The organism is Polynucleobacter duraquae (assembly GCF_000973625.1).
Lineage (GTDB): Bacteria > Pseudomonadota > Gammaproteobacteria > Burkholderiales > Burkholderiaceae > Polynucleobacter > Polynucleobacter duraquae.
The window spans coordinates 925,642-937,989 of the sequence record NZ_CP007501.1 but is presented as its reverse complement, the minus strand read 5'-3'; the positions used below and the strand labels follow the sequence as shown (position 1 = coordinate 937,989).

General features: G+C 47.3%; 13 protein-coding genes. 4 read left to right on the top strand and 9 right to left on the bottom strand.

Features of this window, described 5'->3' with window-relative positions; all coding sequences use genetic code 11:
- The first annotated feature begins 4 nt into the window (after positions 1–4).
- The gene (locus CL55_RS04935) at positions 5–754 is read left to right on the top strand and encodes an RNA methyltransferase (protein WP_046330111.1); all 750 of its coding nucleotides are present in this window, start codon (positions 5–7) and stop codon (positions 752–754) included.
- A 28-nt stretch (positions 755–782) separates the two neighbouring features.
- Positions 783–1,547: a serine O-acetyltransferase gene (cysE, locus tag CL55_RS04930; RefSeq protein ID WP_046330110.1), complete on the top strand. Its 765-nt coding sequence runs from the start codon at positions 783–785 to the stop codon at positions 1,545–1,547.
- Positions 1,548–1,557: 10 nt separating this feature from the next.
- Here the strand turns inward: cysE and CL55_RS04925 are convergent, their stop codons facing one another.
- Positions 1,558–2,145: an FKBP-type peptidyl-prolyl cis-trans isomerase gene (locus tag CL55_RS04925; RefSeq protein WP_046331169.1), complete on the bottom strand. Its 588-nt coding sequence runs from the start codon at positions 2,143–2,145 to the stop codon at positions 1,558–1,560.
- A 44-nt stretch (positions 2,146–2,189) separates the two neighbouring features.
- Here CL55_RS04925 and CL55_RS04920 point away from each other — a divergent pair, with 44 nt between their 5' ends.
- On the top strand, positions 2,190–3,416 hold the full coding sequence (locus tag CL55_RS04920; protein ID WP_052728770.1) for a cupin domain-containing protein: 1,227 nt from the start codon (positions 2,190–2,192) through the stop codon (positions 3,414–3,416).
- Between the two features lie 114 nt (positions 3,417–3,530).
- A complete protein-coding gene (locus tag CL55_RS04915) occupies positions 3,531–3,728 on the top strand; it encodes a hypothetical protein (protein WP_046330109.1) in 198 nt (65 codons plus the stop codon).
- A gap of 71 nt (positions 3,729–3,799) precedes the next feature.
- Here CL55_RS04915 and bamC read toward each other — a convergent pair whose 3' ends face one another.
- The 8 genes from bamC to odhB all read right to left on the bottom strand — a co-directional run bounded on the left by bamC (position 3,800) and on the right by odhB (position 12,343).
- Positions 3,800–4,948: an outer membrane protein assembly factor BamC gene (bamC, locus tag CL55_RS04910; RefSeq protein ID WP_046330108.1), complete on the bottom strand. Its 1,149-nt coding sequence runs from the start codon at positions 4,946–4,948 to the stop codon at positions 3,800–3,802.
- Positions 4,948–5,820: a 4-hydroxy-tetrahydrodipicolinate synthase gene (dapA, locus tag CL55_RS04905; RefSeq protein ID WP_046331167.1), complete on the bottom strand. Its 873-nt coding sequence runs from the start codon at positions 5,818–5,820 to the stop codon at positions 4,948–4,950. The genes bamC and dapA overlap by 1 nt, the downstream gene beginning before the upstream one ends.
- Positions 5,821–5,896: 76 nt before the next feature.
- Positions 5,897–6,451, bottom strand: a complete 555-nt coding sequence (locus tag CL55_RS04900; protein ID WP_046330107.1) for a class I SAM-dependent methyltransferase — start codon at positions 6,449–6,451, stop codon at positions 5,897–5,899.
- Positions 6,452–6,469: 18 nt separating this feature from the next.
- On the bottom strand, positions 6,470–7,672 hold the full coding sequence (locus CL55_RS04895; protein ID WP_046330106.1) for a tryptophan--tRNA ligase: 1,203 nt from the start codon (positions 7,670–7,672) through the stop codon (positions 6,470–6,472).
- 49 nt (positions 7,673–7,721) lie between these two features.
- The gene (locus CL55_RS04890) at positions 7,722–8,570 is read right to left on the bottom strand and encodes a 3',5'-nucleoside bisphosphate phosphatase (protein ID WP_046330105.1); all 849 of its coding nucleotides are present in this window, start codon (positions 8,568–8,570) and stop codon (positions 7,722–7,724) included.
- 9 nt (positions 8,571–8,579) lie between these two features.
- Positions 8,580–9,683, bottom strand: a complete 1,104-nt coding sequence (gene zapE / locus CL55_RS04885; protein ID WP_046330104.1) for a cell division protein ZapE — start codon at positions 9,681–9,683, stop codon at positions 8,580–8,582.
- Positions 9,684–11,120 carry a dihydrolipoyl dehydrogenase gene (gene lpdA / locus CL55_RS04880; protein ID WP_046330103.1) on the bottom strand — a complete coding sequence of 479 codons (1,437 nt, stop codon included), beginning with the start codon at positions 11,118–11,120 and terminating at the stop codon, positions 9,684–9,686. It lies immediately after the preceding gene.
- 11 nt (positions 11,121–11,131) lie between these two features.
- Entirely contained in the window at positions 11,132–12,343 is a 1,212-nt protein-coding gene (odhB, locus tag CL55_RS04875) for a 2-oxoglutarate dehydrogenase complex dihydrolipoyllysine-residue succinyltransferase (protein ID WP_046330102.1), read from the bottom strand.
- Positions 12,344–12,348 lie beyond the last annotated feature (5 nt).

Genomic DNA, 12,348 nt, shown 5'->3' with positions numbered 1-12,348 from the left:
TGATATGAAAGCCTCCCAAGCACAGTTACTACGCTGGGTTTTAATTGAAACCAGCCACCCTGGAAATGTGGGGTCGGCAGCCCGCGCACTAAAAACTATGGGGTTTAGTGACCTGCACTTAATTTCACCGAAGATTGCGGGGGTTGCCCAGACGTCCGAGGCCATTGCTCTAGCCAGTGGTGCGGTCGATATCCTAGAGTCCAGTCAAGAAACTTCATCTTTGGAATCAGCTGTTCAAGGTTGCACTCTCGTTTTAGGCCTCACCAGTCGTGATCGTGAATTTGGGCCACCAGCATTAAATTGGCAAGCTGCTCGCCCATTAGTTCAGGCAGCTATTGCGGCCAACCAGCAAGTCGCACTCCTCTTTGGGCCAGAACGTACTGGTCTAGATAATCACCACCTCTCACTGTGCACCCATCGCGTATGGCTTGATGCGAACCCACTCTACCCTTCCCTGAACCTTGCCCAAGCCATCATGGTTTGCGCCTTCACCCTCAGAGAATCCCTTGGGGAGGATTTGGGACTGGGGGCCTTAGGCCATAACACCGAGATGGTAGATTATGCTGATCCTGCAGCTGTAGCTGCCATGCTGGAGCACTGGCGCGAGGGTCTGGAGGCAATTGGCTACCTTGATCCCGCAAACCCCAAAAAACTCATGCCCCGCTTACAAGCACTATTTGCTAGAACGCGCCTCCACAAAGAAGAAATCGACCTGCTCCGTGGGATCGCCAAACAGATGCTCTTGAAAAAATAGATTGGGCTTTACCCGTTAAAATCCACTGATGCTTAATTCGCTCTTCGACCAAGTCGACTCCATCATTGTTCGTGACCCTGCCGCAAGGAATCGCTTAGAGGTCATAACCTGCTATCCAGGGCTACATGCTGTTTGGATACATCGGGCATCACATGGTCTATGGAACTTGGGCTTGAAGTGGATCGCGCGCCTTCTATCGATGCTAGCTCGCTTCATTACTGGCATTGAAATACATCCTGGAGCAAAAATCGGTCGCAGAGTATTTCTGGACCACGGCCTAGGTATTGTGATTGGCGAGACTACTGAAATTGGCGATGACTGCACCATCTATCAAGGTGTTACCTTAGGCGGGACGTCTCTCTATAAGGGTGTAAAACGTCACCCCACTTTAGGTAAAGGCGTAGTCATTAGCGCGGGAGCAAAGGTTCTTGGAGGATTCACTGTAGGAGATGGCGCCCGTGTTGGATCTAATGCTGTAGTACTTAAGGAAATCCCAGCTGGAGCAACTGCCGTAGGAATTCCTGCGCGCATCTTGCACCCTGATTTGCCTCAGGCCAGCTCACCAGATAGCAAGGCTAAAGAATACTTTTCAGCCTATGGCGTCACACCCAACGTAGATGATCCAGTTTCTATGGCATTAAAAGGTTTAATTGATGCTACTTTAGAACAAGAGGCTAAGATCGCCGCACTTGAGAAAGCGCTAGCGAAATTGAGCAATACGCCATCACATGCAGAGGAATCCAGTGACACCAAGCGTGATCTTGGAGTCCTAAAAGAGTGGCTTAAAGAGTAGTCTTTTAGTTTTAATGCAGAGTTGGAGGAGAGCTATCAGGGTTAGAGATTGTGTCGGCAGTGTCATCCTCACCATCGACTAAATCATCAGGCATCCCAAATGCAAACGCTTCTGCGCTCTCAGGATATCGATTTTCAATCTCTTCATCTGTAGCAGTTCGGATATCTTCCACTTGAACCCAGAAACGCAAAGCCATACCAGCAAGTGGATGATTCCCATCTAAAACAACCTGGCTATCAGCCACATCAGTTACGGTATAGATCAAGGGCTCTTCATCTTCATCACCAGAATCTTCCACTTCCTCATCAGGAACACCCTCAAACTGCATACCGACTTCCAAAGGTTCAGGAAAGCGTGCGCGTGGCTCAATCTTGAGTAACTCTGGGTCGTACTCTCCAAAGGCTTCGCTAGGCTCAAGCTGGATGCTGGCCTCATAGCCCACATCCTGGCCATCTAATAAGTTTTCAATTTTGGGAAAAGTGCCCTCATATCCGCCATGCAGGTATACCATCGGGGAGTCTGGTTCCTCGATAATATTATTTTGCGCATCAGTTAATTTGTAGCGCAGGGATACAACGGTATTTTTTTCGATCTTCATGCGTAATTCATTCAACATTGTGTTTTAAACAGCTTCTTACTGATATGACAGCATTTTACTTGAGCAAGCCTTACGATCCGCCACAGGCACCCCAAAACCTACCGCTAGATCGCCCATGGGCTCTTCTAGGGGGCAATAGCCCTCAACAGTTCATGAAATCCTATTGGCATAAGAAGCCGCTATTAGTCCGAGGTGCCATCCCCTCCTTTGAGCTCGCCAAACAAATGGGTGAGCCCTTAGATAGCGCGATATCACCTGAAGAGTTATTCAAAATAGCGGGTGATGATGCGATGGAATCCAGATTAATTAAGGCAAAGCCTTGGACTTTTACAAACGGTCCATTTAAGAAGAGATCTATCCCCTCCATTGAGACAACGAATTGGACACTACTACTTCAAGGTATGGAGGCAAAACATTCTGCAGCTGCAAAAGTACTTTCTTGGTTTCGCTTCATTCCGGATGCGCGCTTAGATGATTTGATGATCAGCATTGCTGGTCCTGGCGGCGGCGTAGGCCCCCACTTTGATTCTTATGATGTCTTTTTAATTCAGATGTCGGGACGCAGACGTTGGCGTATTTCTGAGCAAAAAGATTTATCCCTCAATCCAGATCTGCCTTTGAAAATCCTACAAGACTTTAGAGTGGAGAGAGAGTGGGATCTGGAGCCAGGCGACATGCTTTACCTACCACCACATATTGCCCATGATGGCATTGCGTTGGATGCAGGCTGCCAAACTTGGTCAGTTGGCTTTAGATCACAAAGCTATAAAGAAATCTTGCAAGAAGGCTTATGGCGTTTAGCTGAGTCACTAGAAGATATTCCTGAGTTAAATAGGCGCTTTGCAGATCCCAAGCAATCAGCAACTCATTGTGCAGAACAACTTCCAGCAGAAATCATTACGCAAGTAAGGCATAAGTTAAAAGGCTTAAAACTCGATCGTGTAGAAACATTTCTTCCTGGCATAGCCGCCTATCTCAGCGAACCAAAACCTCAGGCCTACTTTGATGGAGCAGTCAATAATCTCTCGCCTGAACAATTTAGACGTCAGCTTAGTAAGCAAGTTTTACATGCACACCCCTATACAAGGCTTCTTGCTCTGGGCCCAAGGATTTACTGCAACGGCGAAGAGATGACCGAAGGTCAAAACGCCTCAACTCAAGCTGCCTGGCGCTCACTGGCAAGTAGCAAACAGTTCACAGGATCCACAGGGAAAATTAGATTAAATAACAGTCTTTTTGGGGCTTTTGAGGCAGGATGGCTGCTTTTTTAACGATCAATTAGTAGATGGCTATAATGCATTCTGGAAAGCACTTAGGGTCTAACCCTGTACTAACCAAGTATTCATAACCGGTTATTCAAGATATTTTTTAAGAGGATATTACAAATGAAGAAGTCACTAGCACTCGTAGCAATGTTGGCAATCGTTTTGGCCGCTTGCGGTAAAAAAGAAGAAGCAAAACCTGTTGTAGCTGCTCCAGCTGCACCTGCTGCTGCTCCAGCTGACGCACCTGCTGCTGCACCTGCTGCACCTGCTGCTCCAGCTGCTGCTCCAGCTGCACCTGCTGCTGACGCTAAGAAGTAATCTTCTTTTTGAAGAAAAAAAGCCGCTGATAAGCGGCTTTTTTATTATCTAATTTCTCACAACTTTGACACCTATCGAGCCATTTGCTCCGTCAGCAATGTTAAGAGTTGCAATCCAGCAGCAGTATTTTCGGGCTTACCATCTGCATTCTGAACGTAGACACTTGAAGAACTATCTCCAGTGGATTTAACAACGACGAGGTACTTTTTAGCCTTCAAGCTTGAGTCGTCTTTACTGCTGAACAGCTTAGTGAAAAACCCTTTGGTATCACCCAAATCCTTAGGGTTGACGTAACGTACATAGTAAACACCATTCGTACGATTACGATCTTCAACAGTAAAGTTGGAGCGATCTAAGGCAAGTCCAGTGTCGCGCCATGCGCGGTCGAAGCCAGACGCCATTTGAATATAAGCAGTATTCACACCCTCTTGAACTAACTTGGCCTTAGGCGTCTTTGGGCCAAGTGGCGCCGCAACTTGAGCCTTCGCCATTTCTTGGGTCATACCCAAGCGCTCCATCAAGCGAGCCAAAAATACTGCTTCGAGCTCGGGGTCATTTGGACGGCCTGTCCATACAGTTGAATTACACGCAGTAGTTGTACTGTCCGTTACGCACTTTTCAATAGCACCACGTTGTGTAATATAAATTTCTGTCTCGCCAGGTTTACTGGCTTCAAGACGGGTCTTGTACTTATCTCGCTCACCAGTATCATAAATTGAATCTAGTGCACCACCGATAGCAGAGCGAATAAAGTCTTGCGCTATCTTAGCGCGGTTCTCCGCCCAATCAGTCTCCATGATGCCGGTAGAGGGTGAATCAATTACCAGCAAAAAACCATTCTCCTGCCAGAAATCTTTAATTTGTGGATAGAGCTCTGGAGCTGGCTTTTCTACAACCAACCAACGGCGCTCACCGTCACGCGCGATACGCATGCCCGGAATACCAGTCATGACGTTCTTGCGAGTCTGTACTGATTTTTTTACTGCTGCGTTGTACTCAGACATGGTGGCAGAACCATCCTGAACGATATAACGACGATCTGCTTGAGCAGTAATCAGATCTGGGGGGTAGGATAAGTTAGGCCCACGCACGGCGCCAGCAGATTTGTAGTCGACTGTGTCATTCGTTGTTACAGATTTACAGCCAATTAAAATAACGCTTATCAACGAGAGCGTTAGTAGGGTTGCACAGTGTTGGCGCAAAGGTCGCATCAAATTCATCATAGTAAGCCAGCCTGTTTCAATGCAGCCTTCAAAGGTTCGCGCAAGGCAACACTCAAAGGGGTTAAAGGTAATCGAATGCCTGAGGTCACTTTACCCATCTCATGCAGGGCCCATTTCACGGGAATCGGATTTGCCTCGGTAAACATGGCTTTATGTACAGCCAGTAATTGATATTGAATCGTGCGCGTCTTAAGCACATCATCAGACATTGCTGCTTGACACAGCTCGTGCATCAAGCGAGGTGCAATATTAGCCGTTACAGAAATATTACCTTTGCCACCCATGAGCATCAGCATTGCCGCACTAAGATCGTCACCAGAAAATACAGAAAATTCTTGGTGTCCAGCACGCTTTAGATCAGCAAGCAATAAAGTGCCGCGCTCAATACTTCCGGTAGCATCTTTGATCCCAATAATTCCTGGAACTCCTGCTAGGCGAACAGTTGTCTCGCCAGCAAGATCAGCAACTGTTCTGCCGGGAACGTTATACAGAATCACAGGCAGATCAACCGACTCCGCAATTTTCTTGAAATGAGCATACATGCCGTCTTGGGTTGGCTTGTTGTAGTAAGGCACAACCTGGAGGCTGGCATCAGCACCAACCGACTTCGCAAAATTAGTTAACTCAATTGCCTCGGTTGTGGAATTGCCGCCAGTACCAGCGATTACCGGGATGCGCGCAGCAATATGATCTACAGTCACTTTAATCAGCTCGCAATGTTCTTCTACAGACACCGTGGGAGACTCCCCACTAGTACCAACAATAACAATGCCATCAGAACCTTCGGCAACATGCCAATCTAGCAAGGAACGTAAGGCCGGAAAGTCCAAGCTTCCGTCCTCGAACATCGGCGTCACAATGGCAGGCATACTGCCTGCAATAGGCTTTTTACTCACTTTGGATTGTGTTGTATTAGTCACTGAATGTGTCTGAATTTTCTGAATGTTAACCTGCAAATTGTAACGGAATGCACCCTTTTAAATGCCCTTTTACGGCACAAATCCTCTGAACCACAGCTGGTTTAGGCTGATCGAGGTAAATATCCTCGTAGGCAATCACTTTAAGGCCTGAACGCTGCGCCAAAGCCAGCAATTCACCTGGATTTAGCAAAAAGTTTGGGTTTGAAGGTTTGCCGAATACAGCATTTCCGTCGGCGAAGGTCTCGTAGATGAGGACTCCACCCTCAGACAGCATTTTGGGCAATTGCTCTAAAAATGGACGATAGAGATAATTCGTCACCACGATGCCTGAAAAATACTGCCCTAGCAAGGGCCAATCCGAGCCCTCTAGATCGAGTTTTTGGATTTTGACGGCATTACTTTGCAGTAACTCAATAGCGGAAATATCTTGGTCAACTGCCAGAATGTGATGGCCTAGAGAATCTAGTAAGGCGGTATGCCGACCGGAGCCGCAGGCTAAGTCAAGAACTACCCCATCTTTTGGGATCGCAGTAGCAAAACGCCTTACCCAAGGCGAGGCGCCTACGATTGCATCATGCATTGCGGTCAAGTGGCGACCTTAATCGTACGCCAAGCCCATAGACTCTCGGACCTCGCGCATGGTTTCTTGAGCAACTTTACGCGCTTTATCGGATCCATCCGCAATGATGGAACGCAACAAGCTTGGATCATCCAAGTATTTTTGGGCGCGCTCGAACATGGGCTGCTGCTCAGCAAGAATGGCATCGATCACGGGTTGCTTGCACTCTAAGCAGCCGATGCCTGCAGACTGACATTCTTTTTGAACCCAGGTTTTAGTGTCTTCATTTGAATACACCGTATGGAGTTGCCACACTGGGCAACGTGCGGGGTCACCTGGATCAGTTCTGCGTACTCGAGCAGGATCTGTTGGCATAGTGCGGATTGAACGAATTACCTCTTCAGGTTTTTCGCGAATGCTAATCGTATTACCGTAAGACTTGGACATCTTCTGCCCATCAATACCGGGCATGCGGGATGCGGTGGTTAACAAAGCTTGTGGCTCTGGCAGAATGATTTTGCGTGCGCCCTCTAAGAAACCAAACAGTCTCTCTCGATCAGCCATCGACAGGCTTTGCGCTTCTTGTAATAGTGCTTGAGCTTGCTCTAGAGCCTCTTCATCGCCCCGCTCCTGAAAAGCGACACGCAATTCTGCATACATTTTGGCGCGTTTACTTCCTAATTTTTTAACCGCTTCTAAGGCCTTCTCTTCAAAGCCAGGCTCGCGACCATAGAGATAATTAAAACGACGCGCTACCTCACGGGTCATCTCCACATGCGGTACTTGATCCTCACCTACCGGAACAAATTGAGCGCGGTACATCAAAATGTCAGCAGCTTGCAGCAAGGGATAGCCTAAGAAACCATAGGTCTGCAAATCTTTCTCTTTGAGTTTTTCGATTTGATCTTTATATGTTGGCACGCGCTCCAACCAACCCAAAGGAGTACCCATCGCCAGCAATAAAAATAGCTCTGCATGCTCAGGCACTTTGCTCTGAATAAATAAAGTCGCTTGATTTGGATCTACACCACAAGCTAACCAATCAATCACCATATCCCAGACAGATTTCTCAATTACATCTGGAGTTTCATAGTGAGTTGTTAAGGCGTGCCAGTCTGCGACAAAAAAGTAGCAGGGATACTCAGATTGCAAGCGAACCCAATTCTTTAAAACACCATGGTAGTGGCCAAGGTGCAAGCTACCAGTTGGGCGCATGCCAGAGAGAACGCGTTCTGCAAACATCTTGATCTTTATTCTTTAAGAGTAGTTGAAAAGGTTTAGTGTGGATGGCTTAATGAAATAGCGACCACACTGGAGTAAGGTGATCCGGCAAATGAGGCAAGGTGCCAAGGTCAATATAACTTTCCTCTGGGTCATGAAAATCTGATCCTCGAGAAGCTAAAAATCCATAGTGCTGAGCAATCTTGCCATAGGTTTGGTATTGATTGGGGCTATGACTGCCAGTAATGACCTCAATAGCCATGCCGCCGATTTCTTTAAAGTGCTTGTAGAGTTCATCCATCTGCATGGCACTCAACTTGTAACGGCCGGGGTGTGCAATTACAGCAGCTCCACCCGCCTCTTTGATCCAAGCAACCGCATCATCAAGCGTTGCCCAGAGATGCGGCACGTAACCTGGCTTGTCTTCAACTAGATATCTTTTAAAGACCTGGTCAGTATCTTTGCAAATACCCTGCTCCACCAGAAAGCGTGCAAAGTGTGTACGAGAAATGAGCTCTTGATTACCCGCAAAATGCAATGCACCTTCATAGGCGCCAGGTATCCCAGCTTTCAATAATTGTTCGGCCATCTGCTTAGCGCGATTACCACGACCTTCACGGGTGCGGCGTAAGCCCTCCAGAATTCCGGCATGGGCAGCGTCAATTCCTAAGCCAACGATGTGGATAGTTTGCCCCATCCAAGTTACCGAAATCTCAACCCCAGGCAGATAATCCATACCCAGTGTGCTTGCAGCAAGTTGCGCCCTCTCTTGACCACCCAACTCATCGTGGTCGGTCAATGCCCATAAACGCACGCCGTTCGCATAGGCACGCTCCGCCAACTCCTCAGGCGTCAGCGTTCCATCAGACACAACGGAATGGCAGTGTAAATCTGCATTTAGGCTGGAATTGCTAGTCATGAACCTATTTTAGGTCAAGCTGGTATCAATTACCCGGCGGGGTGCATCTAAGTAATCCCGAGACTGCATCTCAATTAAACGAGAAACCGTTCTGGAGAACTCACTGGTGATCTGGCCCTCGGTATATAAATCGACCGCTGGAACCTCTGCAGAGATGATTAATTTGATTTTATGGTCATAAAGGACGTCAATAAGCCAAATAAAGCGGCGGGCTTCATTAGTCATTCTAGGGGGCATGTAAGGGACCCCCGACAGGATCACCGTATGAAACTGTTTAGCAATCTCCAAATAGTCGTTTTGCGACCTAGGACCGCAGCATAAAGTTTGAAAATCGAACCAAACCACCCCTTCGGCCATATGCAGAGGCCTTAACTCCCGAGATTCAATGCGTAACACCGGACGAACAGTCTCTTTTTGATTACCGATTAGGGTTTGAAACATCTGCATCAAGATCGCATGGGTGGCGGCATTGACTGGCGTCAGGTAGGCCTGAACCTGAGCCATCTGTACGCGGCGATAGTCATTACCGGCATCGACATTCATGACATCGAGTTGCTCTTCCAGTAGCTTAATGGCTGGAAGCAAACGATCCCGATGCAAGCCGTTGGGATAGAGCTGGCTAGGTTCATAGTTTGAGGTCATCACAAACTGGACCCGATCTTCAAAGAGCGCGCTCAGCAAGCGATACAAAATCATGGCATCGGCAATATCATTGATATGAAACTCATCAAAACAAATGAGTCGATACCTATTGGCAATTCTTTTGGCAAGTTCATCTAGTGGATCCGCCATACCAGAAAGCTCATGAAGCTCACGATGCACTTCTCGCATGAATTCATGAAAATGAATTCGGATCTTTTTCTCTAGAGGAGATGCAGCAAAAAAAACATCCATCAAAAAGGATTTGCCGCGACCTACTCCTCCCCACAAATAAACGCCAGTAGGAAGTTTTGGTTTGAAGAGCTTCTTTTTTAAACCGTTGCTGCGGATTTCTTTATAAGCAACCCACTCATCTTCACAGCGCTGCAAGCGCTCAATAGCAGCTAGTTGCGCGGGATCACTGTGATACCCGCGCGCCTTTAACTCTTGATGGTAAAACTCTAATGCTTTCAATTACATGTTTAATGCACGTTTATCCGTCGCTAATGCTGCCTCGCGAACCACTTCCGATAGACTTGGATGTGGATGACAGATACGAGCAATATCTTCCGCTGCTGCTTTAAATTCCATCGCTACGGCTGCTTCTGCAATTAGGTCAGATGCGTTTGGTCCAATGATATGGACGCCTAAGATTTCATCTGTTTTTTCATCAGCCAATACTTTGACGAAACCATCAGCACGATCCATACCTAGTGCACGACCATTGGCTGCAAATGGAAACTGACCTGCTTTGAAGGCAATACCAGCCTGTTTAAGCTGCTCTTCAGTTCTACCAACCCAAGCAATTTCAGGATCGGTGTAGATCACCCAAGGAATACAGTTGTAATCAATATGCGGCTTTTGACCGGCGATCGTTTCAGCAACGAGCACACCTTCGTCTTCTGCCTTGTGAGCCAGCATAGGTCCACGCACTACATCACCCACAGCGTAAACACCGGGCGCTGCTGTTGCGCAAGTATGGTCATCGATTGGAATGAAACCACGCTCATCCACTTTCAGACCAATCTTATCGAGACCTAGTTTGTCGGTATTTGGGATCCGGCCAACAGAAACGATTAAACGATCACACTCTAATTTCTGAGCCTTGCCTTCACTATCGGTGTAGTTCACTACAACACCTTTTTTGTCAGCTTTGACTTCACCAATCTTGACGCCCATATTGATCTTGAGGCCTTGCTTGGTAAAGATCTTGTGAGCTTCTTTTGCAATCCCCTGATCGCAGGCACCCAAGAAAGTGGGGAGCGCCTCAAGAATAGTGACATCAGAACCAACACGGCGCCATACAGAACCCAATTCCAGACCGATGACACCAGCGCCGATGACGCCAAGTTTCTTCGGAATGGAATCGAACTTGAGACCACCTTCGTTATCGCTAATCAACACGTTGTCAACCGGAATACCTGGCAAATGACGCGCTTTAGATCCGGTAGCAATAATCACATTTTTAGCGGTAACGACTTCTTTATCTTTACCGTCGATTTTGACTTGATAACCGTCAGCATTCTTACCCTCAAAAGATGCGTGACCTTTTAACAAGGTAATTTTGTTTTTGCGGAACAAGAACTGAATACCAGCAGTCATCTTGGTCACAATCCCATCTTTACGAGCAATCATCTTGCCAGAGTCTAACTTGACTGATCCAACAGTAATGCCGTGATCAGCTACGTGATGACTAATTTTCTCGAATTCCTCAGACGAAGCAAGCAAAGCTTTGGAAGGAATGCAACCAACGTTCAAGCAAGTTCCACCTAGACGAATCTCACCCTTTGGATCGTCATAGGCATTGGATTCAGCGCAGGCAACCTTAAAGCCAAGTTGCGCCGCACGAATCGCAGCGATATAACCGCCAGGACCGCCGCCGATTACTACTATGTCAAATGATTGGCTCATGTTCTTTCCTTTTACAAATCCAGGAGAAGACGTGAAGGATCTTCCAGTGCATCCTTCATGGCTACTAAGCCAAGCACTGCCTCACGACCGTCAATAATGCGATGGTCATATGACAAAGCTAGGTAGTTAATCGGACGAATCACGATTTGACCGTTCTCAACCACTGCACGCTCTTTAGTTGCATGAATGCCTAAAATCGCAGACTGTGGAGGATTGATAATCGGAGTAGAAAGCATCGAACCAAATACGCCACCATTAGAGATGGAGAATGTGCCGCCGGTTAAATCTTCTAATGACAACTTACCTTCGCGCGCTTTTACGCCAAACTCAGCAATCTTCTTCTCGATATCAGCCAAATTCATTTGATCCACGTCACGCAAAATTGGAACAACCAAACCGCGTGGTGAGCTCACTGCAATACCAATGTCAAAGTAACCGTGATACACGATGTCATTGCCATCAACAGATGCATTTAATAATGGGAATTTCTTTAAAGCATGTGTAGCAGCTTTAACAAAGAAGGACATGAAGCCCAACTTCACGCCATGCACTTTTTCAAACTGATCTTTGTACTTGTTACGCATAGCGATTACTGGAGCCATATTGACTTCATTAAAAGTAGTCAAAATGGCATTGTTTGCTTGAGACTCCAGCAAACGCTCAGCAATACGAGCGCGCAAGCGACTCATCGGCACACGCTCTTCTGGGCGATTGCCTAGCGGGATTGGTGCGCTTGGCAATGCAGCGGAAGATGAACCTCCCGCAACGGCATTGAGTGCATCACCCTTTGTCACACGACCATCACGACCAGAGCCTGCAACTTGACCAGTCGTCATATTGTTTTCAGCCAAAATTTTTGCTGCAGAAGGTGCAGCAGCACCAGATGACTTTGCTGCAGAAGGCGCAGCTTTAGCTGGGGCAGCTTGAGCAGCTGCAGCTGCAGGTGCTCGTGCAGCGGCGGCAGGAGCGGCGGCAGCGACAGCTGTGCTATCTATCTTCGCAATCAGTTGCTCAGCAACTACAGTGCCGCCATCAGCAATAACGATCTCGGTAATAACACCAGCAGATGGTGAAGGAACTTCTAATACAACTTTGTCTGTTTCAATTTCAATCAAGATCTCATCTTGACCGACGGCATCACCGACTTTCTTTTTCCATTGCAACAAAGTAGCTTCTGCTACTGACTCGGAGAGCTGGGGGACTTTAACTTCAAAAATAGCCATGATTA